The following is a 17,199-nucleotide window of genomic DNA, read 5'->3' on the forward strand; positions in this document are numbered from 1 at the left end:
ATTGCCTGCCCTGCGGGGCAGGCATGAGCAGCCAGTGATACCCTCATCCAGGGATGCTCAGGATAAAGACGGTGTACTCAGGAGAAAATAATGAATAACACGATTTTTAAATCATTAAACCGCCGGTTTTTGTCAGTTATATCGCTGCTGGCGGTGTTGGTGATCACCGGTGCAGCCACTGCTGCCAGCAATGTCGAAATGGACTTGACTCAATCACCAGAAGTCTCTGGCACGGCTGAAGGCAAAGTGAAAATGCCGAAACAACAACAGCGTATGGCATTGAACTATGTTAACCAACCCCCGCTGATCCCGCATAGCGTGGATGGCTATCAAGTCAGTAAAAATACCAACCGTTGCCTGCAATGCCATGGTGTGGAGCACTATCGCACCACTGGAGCACCGCGTGTCAGCCCAACTCACTTTATTGACCGTGATGGCAAAGTATCGAGTGAAGTCTCACCACGTCGCTATTTCTGCCTGCAATGCCATGTGCCACAAACTGATGCCGCACCGATTGTCGGTAACAGCTTCCAGCCAGCCCCTGGCTTTGGCCAATAACCGAAATGAGCGATAAGCGAGATAAGTTATGAGCGAAACTAAAAAGCCCGGTGTTATCAGACGTATATGGCAGTGGTGGCGCAGGCCAAGCCGGCTGGCGCTCGGGACTTTACTGCTAATTGGCTTTGTCAGTGGCATCATTTTCTGGGGGGGATTTAACACCGGCATGGAGATGGCGAATACCGAGAAATTCTGTATTAGCTGTCATGAGATGAAAGATAACGTTTATCAGGAATATATGGGGACCATCCACTACAGCAACCGCAGTGGTGTGAAGGCGACCTGCCCGGATTGTCACGTTCCCCATGAGTGGGGGCCAAAGATGCTGCGTAAAATCAAAGCGAGTAAAGAGCTGTATGCCAAGGCTTTCGGCCTGATTGATACCCCGCAAAAGTTTGAGGCTCACCGCCTAACCATGGCCGAAAATGAGTGGGCGCGAATGAAAGCCAATGGCTCGCAAGAGTGCCGTAACTGCCATAATTTTGACAATATGGACTTCACCGCACAAAAAACGGTCGCGGCGAAAATGCACAGTAAGGCGATAACCGAAGGGAAAACCTGTATCGACTGCCACAAAGGGATAGCCCATAAGTTACCGGATATGAAGGATATTCCTACCGGCTTCTAACCGACCTCTTTCGTCGTGCTTTTCGCTGTTGAGATGCCCTGTTGACGTTGTGTCGACAGGGCATTTTTATTGCTTTATTGTGTCACTGCTCGCATAATGAGACCTGTTAACAGGTCTTTTTGAGGTGCCTATGCCAAGTATAATTTTGACTGATACCAGTGCCAGCGTGAGCGAACTGAAAAAAAATCCAATGGCAACAGTGAACGCTGGGGCCGGTTTCCCCGTAGCTATCCTGAACCGCAATCAACCCGCATTCTATTGTGTACCCGCAGAACTGTATGAACAAATAATGGAAGCGCTTGATGATCACGAATTAGCTGAGTTGGTTAACAGGCGGCGCCATCAACCCTTGCTTGATATCGATTTGGATAGCTATCTATGACCTATGCCGTTAAGTTCAGAGAAGAAGCGCTAAAGGAATGGCACAAACTGGATAAGACGATACAACAGCAATTTGCCAAGAAATTAAAAAAGTGCAGCGATAATCCACATATTGAAAGCGCTAAACTACGTGGTATGAAAAACTGCTACAAAATTAAATTACGATCCTCTGGATTTCGATTAGTGTATGAAGTTATCGATGATGTGTTGATCGTTGCTGTGGTTGCAGTAGGAAAAAGAGATCGTAGCGAGGTGTATAACCTTGCAAGTGACCGATTACGCTAATGACTATTAACCAGATTAGAGAAGGGTTTATGTCAGTCAAAATTGAAAATATTCAGAGTGAATTATTATCCAAAAACTGGTTCAAACTACACAAATACACCTTTGATTTAATAACTGATAACGGGACTCCGGTACAACAGATTCGCGAAGTGTATGACCGGGGTAACGGCGCAACCATTCTGCTGTATAACCGCCAGAAGGGTGCCGTGGTACTGATTGAACAATTCCGCATGCCAACCTATGTGAATGGCAATCCTAGTGGCATGTTGCTGGAAGCCTGTGCCGGTTTGCTGGATAACGACTCACCGGAAGAGTGTATCCGCCGTGAAGCGATGGAAGAGACGGGTTATCAGGTTGATAAAGTGCAGAAGCTGTTTGAAGCTTATATGTCGCCGGGTGGCGTGACTGAAATCGTCTATTTCTTCGCGGCGGAATATCATCCAGATCAGAAAATTACTGATGATGTCGGCGTGGAGGATGAGGTGATCGACGTGGTTGAATTATCGTTTAGCGAAGCCATTGCCATGATTGCTGATGGCCGCATTAAAGATGGTAAGACGATTATGTTATTGCAATACGCCCAAATTCATAATTGGTTCAAATAAATACCTTTCTTACCAATATTGCCGTGATGTTAGCGGCATTCACTCCCCCGATTGTTGACCATCCTCTCTGATTGATAAGTAAATTCTTCAATTGAAGCAAAAATGTTATGCAGAGTATGGCCTGCTTCATAGATTGTGATAAATCACTCACTATACTGGTTCTGTTATTGGTCATATATACCCTTCGACCTTGAAACCACCGTGGTGTTAGCTACGTTCACTGACCCGAATCACTTATCATCGTGCGCTTATCGGGATTGGTTCACTTGCTGCCTACCTGCAATTTCAAGTTTATTGGGTATAACCTCGAAGAATAAAATCAAAGGGAACCTACAATGGACGAACAGTTGAAACAGAGTGCGCTTGATTTTCACCAATATCCAACCCCAGGGAAAATTCAGGTGTCGCCAACCAAACCGCTAGCAACCCAACGGGATTTGGCGCTGGCTTACTCGCCTGGTGTGGCGGCTCCGTGTTTAGAAATTGCCGCTGATCCTTTGGCTGCTTACAAATACACGGCGCGCGGCAATCTGGTTGCTGTGATTTCCAATGGTACTGCGGTGCTGGGACTGGGCAATATTGGCGCATTGGCCGGTAAACCGGTAATGGAAGGTAAGGGCGTTCTGTTTAAGAAATTTTCAGGTATTGATGTATTTGATATTGAAGTGGATGAACTCGATCCAGACAAATTGATTGATATTATCGCGTCGCTGGAACCGACATTCGGTGGCATTAATCTGGAAGATATCAAAGCACCGGAATGTTTCTATATTGAGCAAAAATTGCGTGAACGCATGAAGATCCCGGTATTCCACGATGATCAGCATGGCACGGCGATTATCTGCACCGCTGCGGTACTCAATGGCCTGCGGGTAGTGAAGAAAGACATCAGCGATGTGAAACTGGTGGTATCAGGGGCAGGGGCGGCATCGATTGCCTGTTTAAACCTGCTGGTGGCGCTGGGATTAAAACATCACAATATCACTGCATGCGATTCCAAAGGTGTGATTTATAAAGGCCGTGAGGCCAATATGGCACAAACCAAAGCGGCGTATGCGATTGAAGATAACGGTCAACGCACGCTGGGTGATGCGATGCCAGGTGCGGACATCTTCCTCGGCTGTTCTGGCCCGGGGGTTTTAACTCAGGACATGGTGAAAACCATGGCACCGAACCCACTGATTTTGGCACTGGCGAACCCGGAACCAGAGATCCTGCCGCCGTTGGCGAAAGCGGTGCGCCCTGATGCGATTATTTGCACTGGCCGCTCGGATTATCCAAATCAGGTTAACAACGTACTGTGCTTCCCATTCATCTTCCGTGGCGCGCTGGATGTCGGTGCCACCACCATTAATGAAGAGATGAAACTGGCTTGTGTGCATGCCATTGCGGATCTGGCGCTGGCTGAGCAGAGTGATGTGGTGGCATCCGCTTATGGTGAGCAAGACCTCTCCTTTGGCCCTGAGTACATAATTCCTAAACCATTCGACCCGCGTCTGATTGTAAAAATTGCACCGGCAGTGGCCAAAGCGGCGATGGACTCTGGTGTGGCAACCCGGCCAATTGCCGATTTTAGTGCTTACATCGAAAAGCTGTCTGAGTTTGTCTACAAAACTAACCTGTTTATGAAACCTATCTTCTCGCAGGCGAAGAAAGAGATGAAACGGGTGGTATTGGCGGAAGGGGAAGAAGAGCGGGTGCTGCATGCTACTCAGGAGTTGATCTCGCAGGAACTGGCTTATCCTATTCTGATTGGCCGCCCGAGTGTGATTGAGACCCGACTGAAGAAGTTGGGCCTGCAAATTACAGCAGGTAAAGACTTTGAGGTGGTTAACAATGAATCCGATTCGCGTTTTAACGAGTACTGGCAAGAGTATTATCAAATCATGAAACGTCGTGGCGTCTCGCAAGAGCAAGCCCGTCGTGCAGTGATTGGTAATCCCACACTGATTGGTTCGATCATGGTGCATCGTGGTGAAGCTGATGCAATGATTTGTGGCACTATCGGTACCTACCATGAACATTACGATGTGGTAGAGAAAGTATTCGGTTTCCGTGAAGGTGCTCATGTGGCGGGTGCGATGAATGCACTGTTGCTACCCACCGGTAACACTTTTATTGCGGATACTTATGTCAATGATGATCCGACACCAGAGCAGTTGGCTGAGATTACCTTAATGGCCGCTGAAACTGTGCGTCGCTTCGGGATTGAACCGAAAGTGGCACTGTTATCTCACTCCAGCTTTGGCACCTCAGACTGCCCAGCCGCGCGTAAAATGCGCCGCACGTTGGAATTGGTTAATCAGATGGCACCAGAGCTGGAAATTGACGGTGAGATGCATGGTGATGCCGCGCTGGTGGAAAGTATTCGCCATAACCTGATGCCAGACAGCCCATTGAAAGGTGCTGCCAACGTGTTGATTATGCCGAATATGGAAGCGGCACGTATCAGTTACAACCTGCTGCGGGTGACATCATCGGAAGGGGTGACGGTTGGGCCAGTGCTGATGGGGGTGGCGAAACCGGTGCATATCTTGACGCCAATTGCTTCAGTGCGTCGGATCGTGAATATGGTGGCGTTAGCGGTGGTTGAAGCACAAACCGAGCCTTTATAAATATGCTTTATCCTTGGCATTGCCGCGTTGTTAGCGGCTTTCGCTCACCCGAGTCACTTACCTGTGTAAGCTCATCGGGATTTACTCAACTGCTGCCTGACTGCAATGCCAATGACTTTGAGTATTCCTATTACTAACCTCAACCCGCTTCGGCGGGTTTTTGCTTATAGGCTTCTGGCTGCTTGCTGTAACCACTTATCCAGTTCGTTGGCAAATTGCTGGCGGTCACGCTGATTTAAGGTGTTAGGCCCACCGGTTTGAATACCGCTGGCGCGCATGGTATCCATAAAGTCACGCATATTCAGCCGTTCACGAATGGTATCTGGCGTATAGCGCTCACCCCGTGGATTCAGGGCGATACCGCCTTTGTCTATCACTTCGGCGGCCAGGGGAATATCTGCCGTGATAACCAGATCATTTTTCTCCACCCGTTGCACGATCTCATTATCGGCAACATCAAAACCGGAGGCGACTTGTAAGGTACGGATAAATTTTGATGGCGGGGTTTTCAATGGCTGATTAGCCACCAGCGTGACCATCATGCCGGTACGATCTGCGGCGCGAAATAACACCTCTTTAATCACATTCGGACAGGCGTCCGCATCAACCCAAATTTGCATCAGTGCTGTTCTCCGGTCGCTAGCCACTCTTTTACGGGCAGAAAATCGCGATACAGCGCCGCTTCAGCGCTATCTTCTGCCGGCTGATAGTTATATTCCCAGCGCACCAGGGGTGGTAGCGACATCAAAATAGATTCGGTACGACCACCGGTTTGCAAACCGAACAAGGTGCCACGGTCCCACACCAGATTAAATTCCACATAACGGCCACGGCGATAAAGTTGGAACTGACGCTCGCGCTCCCCCCAACTCAATGCTTTGCGCCGTGCAACAATTGGCATATAAGCATCAAGGAAACCATCACCTACCGCCTGAGTGAAGCGGAAACAGGTATCAAAATCAGGGCTATTCAAGTCATCGTAAAACAGGCCACCAATGCCTCGCGCTTCATTGCGATGCTTGATATAGAAGTAATCGTCACACCATTTTTTATAGCGTGGGTAGATTTCTTTACCAAAAGGTTGGCACAACTGATGGGCGGTCTGATGCCAGTGAATAGCATCTTCTTCAAAGCCGTAGTAAGGGGTTAAATCGAAACCGCCACCAAACCACCACACTGGATCTTCGCCAGGTTTCTCAGCAATAAAGAAACGCACATTGGCATGGCTGGTGGGCAGATAAGGGCTTAGTGGATGAATCACCAGCGACACCCCAAGTGCCTGAAAACTACGACCGGCCAATTCGGGGCGATGCGCAGTAGCGGATGCGGGTAATGCTGCACCAGATACCTGAGAGAAATTAACCCCCGCCTGTTCAAATACCACCCCATTAACCAATACCCGACTGCGCCCGCCGCCGCCTTCTTCGCGGGTCCAGCTCTCTTCTGTGAAGCTTGCACCGCCATCGGCATGTGTCAGTGCGGCACAGATTTTATCCTGCAAAGCTAGCAGGTAGGTTTTGATTTGGGTGATATCGGGTGAATTCATCAGCGAGGGTTCTATTAGCTTGCAAATATTTAGGGGCCAAGTATACCCCGATTCGCCGCCATTATTGTACTTTCTGTGTGGATTAGCGGCTATTAAGCTACAAGATCGGCAAGATTTATCTGCTTCTTCTCAAATATCATTACTCACTATCACGGTGGGAAATATCACTTTAATATTGCGTGATATAATATTGCCACGATAATCAGAATATCCATATTACTCAAGGGTGCGAACATCCATGGAAATCCGCGTATTCCAGCAAGACGATTTTGAAGAAGTGATTCTGCTGTGGGAGCATTGCGACTTACTGCGGCCTTGGAATGATCCAGAAATGGATATTGAGCGTAAGTTGAATCACTCGCCCGAACTGTTTTTAGTAGCGGAAGTGAGTGGGGCGATTGTAGGGTCAATCATGGGCGGTTACGATGGCCACCGTGGCTCGGCTTATTATCTGGGGGTCCATCCTGACTTCCGTGGCCGTGGCTTTGCCAATGCGCTGATCAGCCGCCTCGAGAAGAAACTTATCGCCCGTGGCTGCCCGAAGCTGAATATCATGGTGCGCGAAGACAATGACGCGGTCATTGGTATGTATGAAAAGCTCGATTACGAAACCCAAGACAGCATCATGCTGGGCAAACGGCTGATTGTGGATCAGGAATATTGAGGTCGCCCTATTGGCCTCACCCTTAATATGGCAATAACCCTATCCCCAAAAGCTGATAAAGCCGCAGAGGATAGGGTAAAGATTAATTACTTAATCTTGGTAATACTTTTCACATCAACTTCTACCGAGTTCCAGTCTTTATCAACTTCGCCTTCGATTTGGACTTTATCTTGTGGCGAGATGGTTTGACCGTTCCAGCGCTTGTTATCAATATCAACGGTAATGGTACCGGTGCTGTCGCGGAAGGTGTAAGTATCGTGGCCAAGGCGCTCGACAATATTCCCTTGCAGAGTGACATGGGTGTCATCACGCATGGTTTTGACTTTATCTACCGTGGTATTGGTCGCACTTGGACCCGAGAATCCGCCCTGAGTCGTCGGTTGTGTCTGTGTTGCTGCCGGGCCATCGAAGCCCCCTTGTGCTGTGGCACTCTGTGCCAGCAATGGCGTGCTGCATAACATAACCAAGGCTGCCGCTAAGGTTAATTTCTTCATTTTATTGCTCCTTCAATGCATGAATTATTAGGTTTGAAAACAAAAATTACACAAGCCTTTGTGGTACCCAATAGTAGACCAAATTTGCGTTAAGGCGTGCTGAAGTATTGCAATACGATGGCCGCGAGTCTATCCGATTAGACCTATTTATTGGTTATAACAATTAAAGCCGGTAGTGTTATGGCACTTTTTTAGCTGTGTGGACTCAAACCACTGGTTATCATTTTTAAACTGCGCATGTAGATGCCCTCTGTAGCTTGTACAATGCAGAACAGCTTACCGGATGCGGTGGTTTTATAAGGAGCTTTAGATGAATATTCGCCCACGGTTATCTGGGGTGAGATTGTTATTACTGGGTGCCCCTTTGTTGTTAGCCGGGTGCTCAACCATGTCAGGTTTTTCCTGGTCCAGTCTGTCACCACTGAATTGGTTTGGCAGCAGCAGTATGCAGGTGACTGATCAGGGTGTTGGCGGAATTACCGCCACTACTGCGTTGACTGAGAGTGACATCAAAGAGGGGTTAAAAGGCGATTTCCGGCTGCGTAGCGGTATGGCGACCAACGACGGTAAATTGATTTCCTTCTATCAGGCGATGAAAGAGAACCAAATCAAACTGGTTATCTCAGGGCAACCGAAAGGCACGGTAGAGCGCATTGATGTTTTGGATAAGTCTATTCCCAGTCAATGGGGTGTTACGATTGGTACACCATTTAGTGAACTATATAAAAAAGCCTTTGGTGTTTGCCGCAAAGGTAGCGGTGATGATAGTGCGCAAATAGAGTGTGCGGCACCGGACAGCAAACACGTCAGCTATTTATTTGATGGCGACTGGCATGGTCCTGAAGGTTTAATGCCATCCGATGATACATTGCAAAGTTGGAAAGTGAGCAAGATTATCTGGCGAGCTAAAGGCGAATAACCATCCCTTAGTTCCTGACGTTATAGCAGTGTTAGCGGCACTCATTACTCGGCCCATTATTTGGGCATCTGAAGGTGAGGCCGCTGCAAACCGCGTCCAAATTGGCTTCTGGCAGATTTATCATTACTTTGGCTCTCTTCTGTGAATTAGCTAATAATATTCCCACCTTTGGTCTCATTTCCTCCGCCTAAATTTATTTTGCGTTGCCGCAAGGTAATCCTAATCGGTTCAGCTATTATATTCGCCATAATTAACACCGATATTTTGTGAGGAACCAAACATGACTCAAGTTCAGAGTGGCATTCTGATGGAACATTGTCGTTTTGCCATTTTTATGGAAGCAAAAGTACAGGGCGAGCTAGATGCTATTCGTCAGGGGTGCAAACAATTCTGTCAGTCATTGCAGGAGTTACAGCAAAAATTTCCTAACGAGTATTTAGGTGCTGTGATTGCTTTTGGTTCTGATATTTGGCATGACCTATCCGGTGGTAAAGGGGCTAATGAGTTAAAACCTTTTGTGCCATTAGGCAAAGCACCAATGGTTGCCCCCGCAACACAACGCGATTTATTGATTCATATTCAGTCATTGCGTCAGGATATCAACTTTACTTTAGCCCAGGCCGCGATGGCTGCTTTTGGCGATGTGATCACCGTTGAAGAAGAGACACATGGCTTTCGCTGGGTAGAAGAACGTGATTTTACTGGTTTTATTGATGGCACCGAAAACCCACAAGGGGATAGCCGCTCGGAAGTGGCGGTGATTGCGGACGGTGAAGAAGATGCCGGTGGCAGCTATGTGTTAGTACAGCGTTATGAGCACGACCTGAAAAAATGGCAGCGTATTCCTGAACATAAGCAAGAGCAAATTGTTGGGCGTACCAAGCATGCCAGCGAAGAATTGCCATCAGATAAGCGCCCGGAGACCTCCCATGTTAGCCGGGTCGATTTAAAAGAAAATGGCAAAGGATTGAAAATTCTGCGTCAAAGCTTGCCTTACGGTACCGCCAGTGGCAAACACGGTTTGTACTTTATTGCTTATTGCGCACGCTTACATAATATCGAACAACAATTATTAAGTATGTTTGGCTCGATAGACGGTAAGCACGATCTGTTATTAGGTTTCAGTAAGCCAGTGACCGGTAGTTATTACTTCGCACCGTCGCTGACTCAATTATTATCGTTGTAATGACGAAAGGCTGAAGGGCCGGTTTTTCGCAACCGACAATTTTTACTCAATAAGTCTTTTCTATCACCCGGTGCCGGTTGGCCGGGTTTTTTAATGGGCAAAAGGGAGTGGCTTGCGACCAGCGTTGTTGCTGGCTTAGAGCATTTGATACTTGAACATCACTAAACGGTATATAAAAGCATTATAGGTATGCACCTAGTTATAAATACACTGAAGATATTAAAGGCACTGTTCACATTTAATGACATGCCTGTCGGATGAACTCAGTGAATAAGGTGCAGCATGAAACAGACTTCAGTGAAGAACGGTACACGTAAAGGATGGCACCGTGTTGCCTTATTAAGCGCGTTAATTTTCGGCAGTGCAACTGCCTCTGCTACTGAGTTGCTTAACAGCTCTTATGATGTTTCCCGCGAGTTATTCACGGCCCTCAATCCCAGCTTCCAGCAACAGTGGGAGCAGCAAAATCCCGGCGACAAGCTGACCATCAAACAATCTCATGCTGGGTCGTCTAAACAGGCACTGGCTATCTTACAGGGCTTGAAAGCAGATGTGGTGACTTATAACCAAGTCACCGATGTGCAGATCCTACATGACCGGGGCAATCTGATCCCGGCCGACTGGCAGGCGCGGTTACCTAATAACAGCTCACCGTTTTATTCCACCATGGCATTCCTGGTGCGTAAGGGTAATCCAAAGAATATCCACAACTGGGATGATCTGGTGCGTGAAGACGTCAAACTGGTGTTCCCGAATCCAAAAACTTCCGGTAATGGCCGTTACACCTATCTGGCGGCATGGGGTGCTACCCAACAAGCGAATGGTAAGGATGAGGCTAAAACCCGCGACTGGATGAAGCGTTTCCTGACCAATGTAGTGGTGTTTGATACTGGTGGCCGTGGTGCTACCACCACCTTCGTTGAACGCGGGTTGGGTGATGTACTGATCAGTTTTGAATCGGAAGTTAACAATATCCGTAAAGAGTATGGCAGTGATAAATACGAAGTAATTGTCCCGCCGGTAGATATTTTGGCTGAATTCCCGGTGGCCTGGGTGGATAAAAATGTCGAGAAGAATGGCACTGAGAAAGCGGCTAAAGCTTATCTCAACTATCTCTACAGTCCGCCAGCACAGCAAGTGATCACCAGCTTTAATTATCGGGTTTACGACAAAGCGGCAATGGAAGCGGCCAAGTCTCAATTCCCACAAACCAAACTATTCCGTGTTGAAGATCAATTCGGTAGCTGGCCGCAGGTGATGAGTACCCATTTCGTGACTGGCGGCGTGCTGGATAAATTGTTAGCGCAAGGGCATCAGTAATGTTGTCGGCATCCAGTAAACGGGTTCTGCCCGGATTTACCCTCAGTCTCGGGAGCAGCCTGCTTTACACCTGCCTGATCTTATTATTACCGCTCAGCGCGTTAGTCATGCAGGTTGCACAGATGAGTTGGGCCCAGTACTGGGAGGTGATTACTAACCCCCAAGTGGTCGCTGCTTATAAAGTGACCTTACTGGCCGCAGGCGTCGCCAGCGTATTTAATGCGGTTTTCGGTATGTTGATGGCGTGGATTCTGACCCGCTATCAGTTCCCCGGCCGCAGTTTGTTGGATGGTTTGATGGATTTGCCGTTCGCCTTACCCACGGCGGTGGCGGGTCTGACATTAGCAACGCTATTTTCGACCACCGGTTGGTACGGTGCCTGGTTGAACGAACTGGGGATTAAAGTCTCCTTTACCTGGTTGGGGATTGCTGTGGCGATGGCGTTTACCAGCTTGCCGTTTGTGGTGCGCACAGTACAACCGGTGTTGGAAGAATTGGGTCCCGAATATGAAGAAGCCGCGGAAACTCTCGGCGCCAGCCGTTGGCAGAGCTTCCGGCTGGTGGTGATGCCAGAACTGGCTCCGGCATTACTGGCAGGCACTGCTTTATCCTTTACCCGCAGTTTGGGGGAATTTGGCGCAGTTATCTTTATCGCCGGTAACATTGCCTGGAAGACCGAAGTGACCTCGCTGATGATCTTCATCCGACTACAAGAATTTGATTACCCGGCTGCCAGTGCAATTGCTTCCGTTATTCTGGCCGTTTCATTGGTATTGCTGTTTGGTATTAACACGTTACAAAGCCGCTTTGGTCGGCGGATAGGCGGGCACTGATGGCTGATATCACTGAATTTAACGGCGTAGCTCGCCCACCCATCAATTGGGGTAAATGGACCCTGATCGCCATCGGCGCGGTGTTCTCATTTTTACTGTTAGTGATCCCGATGGTGTGGATCTTTATCACTGCTTTTTCCAAAGGGATAGCGGTGGTCGGGCAGAATTTATTAGACCCGGACATGTTGCATGCCATTTGGCTGACAGTGCTGGTGGCACTGATTACGGTGCCGGTGAATTTGGTGTTTGGTGTGGTACTGGCATGGTTGGTGACGCGGTTTGTATTTCCCGGCCGCCAGCTATTGATGACCCTAATTGATATTCCGTTTGCGGTCTCACCGGTAGTCGCCGGCCTGATGTACCTGCTGTTTTACGGTTCAAATGGTGTGGTGGGGGGCTGGTTAGATTCTCACGACATTCAATTGATGTTCTCGTGGCCCGGTATGGTGTTGGTCACCATTTTCGTCACCTGCCCATTTGTGGTGCGTGAACTGGTGCCGGTGATGATGAGTCAGGGCAGCCAGGAAGATGAAGCCGCAGTATTACTGGGTGCATCCGGCTGGCAGATGTTCCGCCGGGTAACGTTACCGAACATTCGCTGGGCATTATTGTATGGCGTGGTGTTGACCAATGCCCGCGCCATTGGCGAGTTCGGGGCAGTCTCGGTGGTATCCGGTTCTATTCGTGGCGAAACCTACACCTTGCCACTGCAAGTTGAGTTGTTGCATCAGGATTACAATACTGCCGGGGCATTTACCGCCGCGGCGTTACTGACCCTGATGGCAATATTGACCCTTTTTCTGAAAAGCGGCCTGCAATGGCGCTTAGCGCGTCAGGTTGTTCGTCTCGAACAGGAGCAAAAGCATGAGCATTGAGATTGATAATATCAGCAAGTATTTTGGTCGCACCAAGGTACTGAATGACATCCGGCTTGATATTCCTTCTGGCCAGATGGTGGCTTTGCTTGGTCCTTCCGGCTCGGGGAAAACGACCCTTCTGCGCATTATTGCCGGGCTGGAGAACCAGAACGCTGGACGTTTAAGTTTCCATGGCACTGACGTTAGCCGCCTGCATGCCCGTGATCGACGTGTCGGGTTCGTTTTTCAGCATTACGCCTTGTTCCGCCATATGACAGTATTCGATAACATTGCATTTGGTTTGACGGTGTTACCGCGCCGTGAACGGCCGAATGCGGCAGCTATCAAACAGAAGGTGGAGCAACTGTTGGAGATGGTGCAATTAGGTCATCTTGCCAGCCGTTACCCATCACAACTTTCTGGTGGGCAGAAACAGCGTGTGGCCCTGGCGCGGGCGTTGGCCGTCGAGCCACAAATTCTGTTGCTGGATGAGCCATTCGGTGCGCTGGATGCACAGGTGCGTAAAGAGTTACGTCGCTGGTTGCGTCAGTTACATGAAGAGCTGAAATTTACCAGCGTCTTCGTCACTCATGATCAGGAAGAAGCCATGGAAGTTGCTGATCGGGTGGTGGTGATGAGTCAGGGTAATATCGAGCAGGTCGGGACGCCAGATGAAGTGTGGCGCTACCCTGCGACCCGCTTTGTGCTGGAATTCCTGGGCGAAGTTAATCGCTTGAGTGGGGAGATTCGAGGCTCACAACTCTATATTGGCGCGCACCACTGGCCGCTGGATTTGGCCCCAATGCATCAGGGCAGTGTTGATTTATTCTTGCGTCCGTGGGAGATGGAAGTCAATACACACGCCAGTGATCGTTGCCCACTGCCAGTACAAGTGCTTGAAGTCAGCCCGCGTGGTCACTTCTGGCAACTGACGGTGCAACCTATTGGTTGGCATCAGGATCCTATCAGCGTGGTACTGCCGGAAGGCGAAATTGACGCCCCGGTGCGCGGTAACCGTTATTATGTGGGCGGGTTAAATGCACGCTTATATTCTGGCGACCAATTATTACAACCCATTGCTTTAGCCCAAAGCGCCTGATAAGTTTTTCTTCTTTTGGTAAACATAGAATTATACCCAACGTCATTGGAGTGGCAGCAAGGCAGCTAACGAGCGAATCCCGATGAGCTTACATAAGTAAGTGATTCGGGTTCGTGAGAGCAGTGAACATAGCTGCCACTTCAAGGAGGAAGGGTATTTAATAGGTATTTACAGTGACAACCCTCGAACAATGCATCGGCAACACCCCACTCGTCAAACTGCAACGTTTAAGCCAAGGGCTGGATGCGCAGATTTGGGTCAAATTGGAAGGAAATAATCCGGCAGGCTCGGTCAAAGACCGTGCGGCACTAACCATGATCCGGCAGGCAGAATTACGTGGAGAAATAGCTCCGGGTGATGTGTTGATCGAGGCGACCAGCGGCAATACTGGTATTGCGCTGGCGATGATCGCCGCGATGAAGGGCTATAAGCTAAAGCTACTGATGCCGGAAAATATGAGTCAAGAGCGGCAGGCCGCAATGCGTGCCTACGGTGCGGAGTTAATTCTGGTTAGTCGTGAGCAAGGAATGGAAGGGGCGCGCGATGAAGCGCTAAGGATGCAGGCTGAAGGGCAGGGTAAGGTGTTGGATCAGTTCAATAACAGCGATAACCCCTACGCACATTTCACCGGTACTGGGCCAGAAATCTGGCAACAAACCGCGGGTAAAGTGAGCCATTTTGTGTCCAGCATGGGAACTACCGGGACGATTACCGGCGTTAGCCAATATCTGAAAAGCCAAAACCCGCAAGTTACCATTATCGGCCTGCAACCGGCAGAAGGAAGTAGTATTCCTGGTATCCGCCGTTGGTCACCGGGATACATGCCGGGGATTTTCCGCCCGGAGTTGGTTGATCAGGTACTGGATATCACCCAGAGCGAAGCAGAGAAAACGACACGAAGGCTGGCCACGGAAGAGGGCATTTTTTGTGGTGTCAGTTCTGGCGGTGCGGTTGCCGGCGCGCTGCGAGTGGCGGCACAGAACCCCGCAGCGGTGATCGTGGCGATTATTTGTGACCGTGGTGACCGATACTTGTCGACAGGTGTTTTTGATTAAGTAGGCCGAGCGTTACGTATCAACTCTATCTGATCGCGCTATCAGATGGGGTTGATATGATATTTTGCCTTCCTCGCAATACTTCAACTTTTATAGTTTTGAACCTATAAATTATAAAAAGGAACGGAGCTTTGGTGCCAGAGATTTTGATTTATAATTAATCATATTTAAAAGCCTCAGAACCCCGTTGCTGTCCTTTCCCTGTAAGCAAATTGTCTGCTAGAGGCTATCTAGTGGTAAATGAAATTTATGCAATCAACTGTGGCTATTAGTACAAGCCTGCTTTGCTAATATAGTTAATTCACGTCACATTGTTAGAATAAATATTGTAGGAATATTCGTACAATTAGCTTCATTGATTCCGTGGTGAATTTGAATGTGAGTTGTTTACAGGTATGAGTTATAAGGGTATTTTAATTTAATTTTGAGAAATTTCTTATAAATCAACTAACTATATCTAATTTATTTGGCTATCAATGGTTACATTCTGTAACATTTAACCAATTGGTGTTAGCTGTATATTCTTCCTATACTGCTGCTGTTCGTATTTTGCTTATATTTTCTATTGGAATCACATATAGATTTTATTTGATGTTTTAGTTGTATGAGTATTTATTTCACTGATTTTAGCAAGTTAACGGGTTGTAATATTTATTAAAACTCGTTAAATGTAAATTATAATTATCAACAGTGTTGTAGCCGAAATTTTTATTGATTTACCCCTTCATTTAGAGTTTTGCTGGCAAAACGTCTGTATTTTAGCCCAATGTGGGCTTATTCCTCTGGGCTAGTCGTATGTTGCGACATGTGTTGATTGAACATGATACGGACGATCGACGAACTTAATTTACCTGAGCTGGGTAATGATCATTTTATTACTCGAATTTTCTGTTGATGATTGCATTAGACGTGATGGGGAAATGCCCGCGCAAATAACAAATGATGAAACCCATGTTTATTGAAAAAATAAAGTCGGCTTGGCCAGGTGATATGTTGAAGCGCGTGCGCATGTCACACTTAACTCTGTCCAAGCTACAGCGCCATTTAGGTAAGGTTATGATTCTGATACCGATGTTGCTGCTGATTCTCTACTTGTTAATTTTTAGCCAACCACGCTATCTCAGTGAATCTAAAGTCGCCATCAAACATTCCAACGATATCAATGGCAGTAATCTGAATGTCGCTTTGCTGATGGGTGCTGGCAACCCTAGTTCTGCGGAAGATGCCTTATATCTGAAGGAATATATTAATTCTCCTGATATGTTGGCGGTCTTGGATAAACAGCTCGATTTTCGTCAGGCATTCGGTCATAGCGGCTGGGATTTTTTCTATCATTTGTCAGATAGTGCCACTCGCGAGCAATTCCTTAATTATTACCGTAACCGTATCTCCGTTTCTTACGATGACAAAACCGGTTTGCTCACCATTGGTACCCAAGGATTCTCGCCTGAATTTGCTCAACGGTTCAATCAGGCTGTTTTGAAAGAATCCGAAAGATTTATCAATGAGATCTCACACCGAATTGCCCGCGAGCAGTTGCTGTTTGCCGAAAACGAAATGCAGGAAGCGCGCGTTCGTTTGAATAGCAGCAAAACCGAACTACTCACTTACCAGAACAGCAATAATATTCTTGACCCTGAAGCTCAGGCTTTGGCTGCCACTACGTTGATTAACACCTTGGTTAGCCAACGCATTCAGATGGAAGCAGAATTGCGTAACCTACTGACTTTTCTCCGTGAAGATGCACCTCAGGTCATCAGTGCGAAGAACGCACTCAAGTCGCTCTCCAGCCAGATTGATAATGAAAAAAGCAAAATTACTGCGCCCGATGGTCACAAATTGAACCGTATGGCGGTAGATTTTGAAGAGATTAAAGCCAAGGTACAGTTCGATACTGATATCTACAAATTGACCCTGACATCGATTGAAAAAACCCGTGTTGATGCGGCAAGAAAACTGAAAATGTTGTCAGTGATCAGCTCTCCTCAGCTACCGCAGGAGTCAAAGTTCCCCAACAGTTTGTATCTGCTTATCAGTTGGTTACTGGTTTGTGGCTTACTTTTTGGTACTGTCAAATTATTGCTGGCGGTGATTGACGATCATAAAGATTGACGCCGTTTTAACGCTATTTCTAGCTTGTCGGAATGACACCGC

At 47.9% G+C, this 17,199-nt stretch carries 18 protein-coding genes; 15 read left to right on the top strand and 3 right to left on the bottom strand.

Translation table 11 applies throughout. The annotated features are described in order from the left end of the window. Positions 1-90: 90 nt before the first annotated feature. The 6 genes from napB (at position 91) to maeB (ending at position 5,072) form a co-directional block, all read left to right on the top strand. A complete protein-coding gene (gene napB / locus V1955_RS05620; protein WP_102970546.1) occupies positions 91-558 on the top strand; it encodes a nitrate reductase cytochrome c-type subunit in 468 nt (155 codons plus the stop codon). A 28-nt stretch (positions 559-586) separates the two neighbouring features. Then, positions 587-1,186: a cytochrome c-type protein NapC gene (gene napC, locus V1955_RS05625; RefSeq protein ID WP_372559613.1), complete on the top strand. Its 600-nt coding sequence runs from the start codon at positions 587-589 to the stop codon at positions 1,184-1,186. Between the two features lie 130 nt (positions 1,187-1,316). Beyond that, positions 1,317-1,568 (top strand): type II toxin-antitoxin system Phd/YefM family antitoxin, encoded by a 252-nt coding sequence (locus tag V1955_RS05630; protein ID WP_032905973.1) that lies wholly within the window; start codon positions 1,317-1,319, stop codon positions 1,566-1,568. Next, positions 1,565-1,852, top strand: coding sequence for a type II toxin-antitoxin system RelE family toxin (locus V1955_RS05635; protein ID WP_042568392.1), 288 nt, complete (start codon positions 1,565-1,567; stop codon positions 1,850-1,852). The genes V1955_RS05630 and V1955_RS05635 overlap by 4 nt, the downstream gene beginning before the upstream one ends. A gap of 29 nt (positions 1,853-1,881) precedes the next feature. Continuing rightward, the gene (gene nudK, locus V1955_RS05640) at positions 1,882-2,457 is read left to right on the top strand and encodes a GDP-mannose pyrophosphatase NudK (RefSeq protein ID WP_442820620.1); all 576 of its coding nucleotides are present in this window, start codon (positions 1,882-1,884) and stop codon (positions 2,455-2,457) included. Between the two features lie 335 nt (positions 2,458-2,792). Continuing rightward, on the top strand, positions 2,793-5,072 hold the full coding sequence (maeB, locus tag V1955_RS05645) for an NADP-dependent oxaloacetate-decarboxylating malate dehydrogenase (protein ID WP_083163356.1): 2,280 nt from the start codon (positions 2,793-2,795) through the stop codon (positions 5,070-5,072). Positions 5,073-5,236: 164 nt separating this feature from the next. Here maeB and V1955_RS05650 read toward each other — a convergent pair whose 3' ends face one another. Next, complete coding sequence (locus tag V1955_RS05650; RefSeq protein ID WP_083163358.1) at positions 5,237-5,692, bottom strand: YaiI/YqxD family protein; 456 nt, start codon at positions 5,690-5,692, stop codon at positions 5,237-5,239. Next, positions 5,692-6,618 (bottom strand): oxygen-dependent coproporphyrinogen oxidase, encoded by a 927-nt coding sequence (hemF, locus tag V1955_RS05655; protein ID WP_083163361.1) that lies wholly within the window; start codon positions 6,616-6,618, stop codon positions 5,692-5,694. Before hemF ends, V1955_RS05650 begins: the two co-directional genes overlap by 1 nt. 238 nt (positions 6,619-6,856) lie before the next feature. Here hemF and V1955_RS05660 point away from each other — a divergent pair, with 238 nt between their 5' ends. Next, positions 6,857-7,282 (top strand): GNAT family acetyltransferase, encoded by a 426-nt coding sequence (locus tag V1955_RS05660; protein ID WP_005183815.1) that lies wholly within the window; start codon positions 6,857-6,859, stop codon positions 7,280-7,282. 86 nt (positions 7,283-7,368) lie between these two features. On the opposite strand, the gene V1955_RS05665 is transcribed toward V1955_RS05660, so the two are convergent. Further along, a complete protein-coding gene (locus V1955_RS05665; RefSeq protein ID WP_372569443.1) occupies positions 7,369-7,776 on the bottom strand; it encodes a YgiW/YdeI family stress tolerance OB fold protein in 408 nt (135 codons plus the stop codon). A gap of 310 nt (positions 7,777-8,086) precedes the next feature. Here V1955_RS05665 and V1955_RS05670 point away from each other — a divergent pair, with 310 nt between their 5' ends. The 8 genes from V1955_RS05670 (at position 8,087) to V1955_RS05705 (ending at position 17,157) form a co-directional block, all read left to right on the top strand. Beyond that, complete coding sequence (locus V1955_RS05670) at positions 8,087-8,695, top strand: RpoE-regulated lipoprotein (protein WP_083163391.1); 609 nt, start codon at positions 8,087-8,089, stop codon at positions 8,693-8,695. Positions 8,696-8,975: 280 nt separating this feature from the next. After that, positions 8,976-9,881 carry a Dyp-type peroxidase gene (locus V1955_RS05675; protein ID WP_083163393.1) on the top strand — a complete coding sequence of 302 codons (906 nt, stop codon included), beginning with the start codon at positions 8,976-8,978 and terminating at the stop codon, positions 9,879-9,881. A gap of 282 nt (positions 9,882-10,163) precedes the next feature. Beyond that, positions 10,164-11,201 (top strand): sulfate ABC transporter substrate-binding protein, encoded by a 1,038-nt coding sequence (locus V1955_RS05680; RefSeq protein ID WP_442820621.1) that lies wholly within the window; start codon positions 10,164-10,166, stop codon positions 11,199-11,201. After that, on the top strand, positions 11,201-12,034 hold the full coding sequence (cysT, locus tag V1955_RS05685; protein WP_372559594.1) for a sulfate/thiosulfate ABC transporter permease CysT: 834 nt from the start codon (positions 11,201-11,203) through the stop codon (positions 12,032-12,034). The genes V1955_RS05680 and cysT overlap by 1 nt, the downstream gene beginning before the upstream one ends. Further along, the gene (gene cysW, locus V1955_RS05690) at positions 12,034-12,909 is read left to right on the top strand and encodes a sulfate/thiosulfate ABC transporter permease CysW (protein WP_083163401.1); all 876 of its coding nucleotides are present in this window, start codon (positions 12,034-12,036) and stop codon (positions 12,907-12,909) included. Before cysT ends, cysW begins: the two co-directional genes overlap by 1 nt. Beyond that, positions 12,899-13,990 (top strand): sulfate/thiosulfate ABC transporter ATP-binding protein CysA, encoded by a 1,092-nt coding sequence (cysA, locus tag V1955_RS05695; RefSeq protein WP_083163403.1) that lies wholly within the window; start codon positions 12,899-12,901, stop codon positions 13,988-13,990. The genes cysW and cysA overlap by 11 nt, the downstream gene beginning before the upstream one ends. Positions 13,991-14,163: 173 nt before the next feature. Further along, positions 14,164-15,045, top strand: a complete 882-nt coding sequence (gene cysM, locus V1955_RS05700) for a cysteine synthase CysM (RefSeq protein ID WP_083163406.1) — start codon at positions 14,164-14,166, stop codon at positions 15,043-15,045. A gap of 939 nt (positions 15,046-15,984) precedes the next feature. Next, entirely contained in the window at positions 15,985-17,157 is a 1,173-nt protein-coding gene (locus tag V1955_RS05705) for a capsule biosynthesis protein (protein WP_372569441.1), read from the top strand. Positions 17,158-17,199 lie beyond the last annotated feature (42 nt).

The organism is Yersinia sp. 2545 StPb PI, assembly GCF_052217125.1.
Lineage (GTDB): Bacteria > Pseudomonadota > Gammaproteobacteria > Enterobacterales > Enterobacteriaceae > Yersinia > Yersinia enterocolitica_E.

What these genes read in the sequence shown, in the direction of transcription:
- napB (WP_102970546.1), top strand. Translation starts at nt 91, where the DNA reads ATGAATAACACGATTTTTAAATCATTAAACCGCCGGTTTTTGTCAGTT.
- napC (WP_372559613.1), top strand. Translation starts at nt 587, where the DNA reads ATGAGCGAAACTAAAAAGCCCGGTGTTATCAGACGTATATGGCAGTGG.
- V1955_RS05630 (WP_032905973.1), top strand. Translation starts at nt 1,317, where the DNA reads ATGCCAAGTATAATTTTGACTGATACCAGTGCCAGCGTGAGCGAACTG.
- V1955_RS05635 (WP_042568392.1), top strand. Translation starts at nt 1,565, where the DNA reads ATGACCTATGCCGTTAAGTTCAGAGAAGAAGCGCTAAAGGAATGGCAC.
- nudK (WP_442820620.1), top strand. Translation starts at nt 1,882, where the DNA reads ATGTCAGTCAAAATTGAAAATATTCAGAGTGAATTATTATCCAAAAAC.
- maeB (WP_083163356.1), top strand. Translation starts at nt 2,793, where the DNA reads ATGGACGAACAGTTGAAACAGAGTGCGCTTGATTTTCACCAATATCCA.
- V1955_RS05650 (WP_083163358.1), bottom strand. Translation starts at nt 5,692, where the DNA reads ATGCAAATTTGGGTTGATGCGGACGCCTGTCCGAATGTGATTAAAGAG.
- hemF (WP_083163361.1), bottom strand. Translation starts at nt 6,618, where the DNA reads ATGAATTCACCCGATATCACCCAAATCAAAACCTACCTGCTAGCTTTG.
- V1955_RS05660 (WP_005183815.1), top strand. Translation starts at nt 6,857, where the DNA reads ATGGAAATCCGCGTATTCCAGCAAGACGATTTTGAAGAAGTGATTCTG.
- V1955_RS05665 (WP_372569443.1), bottom strand. Translation starts at nt 7,776, where the DNA reads ATGAAGAAATTAACCTTAGCGGCAGCCTTGGTTATGTTATGCAGCACG.
- V1955_RS05670 (WP_083163391.1), top strand. Translation starts at nt 8,087, where the DNA reads ATGAATATTCGCCCACGGTTATCTGGGGTGAGATTGTTATTACTGGGT.
- V1955_RS05675 (WP_083163393.1), top strand. Translation starts at nt 8,976, where the DNA reads ATGACTCAAGTTCAGAGTGGCATTCTGATGGAACATTGTCGTTTTGCC.
- V1955_RS05680 (WP_442820621.1), top strand. Translation starts at nt 10,164, where the DNA reads ATGAAACAGACTTCAGTGAAGAACGGTACACGTAAAGGATGGCACCGT.
- cysT (WP_372559594.1), top strand. Translation starts at nt 11,201, where the DNA reads ATGTTGTCGGCATCCAGTAAACGGGTTCTGCCCGGATTTACCCTCAGT.
- cysW (WP_083163401.1), top strand. Translation starts at nt 12,034, where the DNA reads ATGGCTGATATCACTGAATTTAACGGCGTAGCTCGCCCACCCATCAAT.
- cysA (WP_083163403.1), top strand. Translation starts at nt 12,899, where the DNA reads ATGAGCATTGAGATTGATAATATCAGCAAGTATTTTGGTCGCACCAAG.
- V1955_RS05705 (WP_372569441.1), top strand. Translation starts at nt 15,985, where the DNA reads ATGATGAAACCCATGTTTATTGAAAAAATAAAGTCGGCTTGGCCAGGT.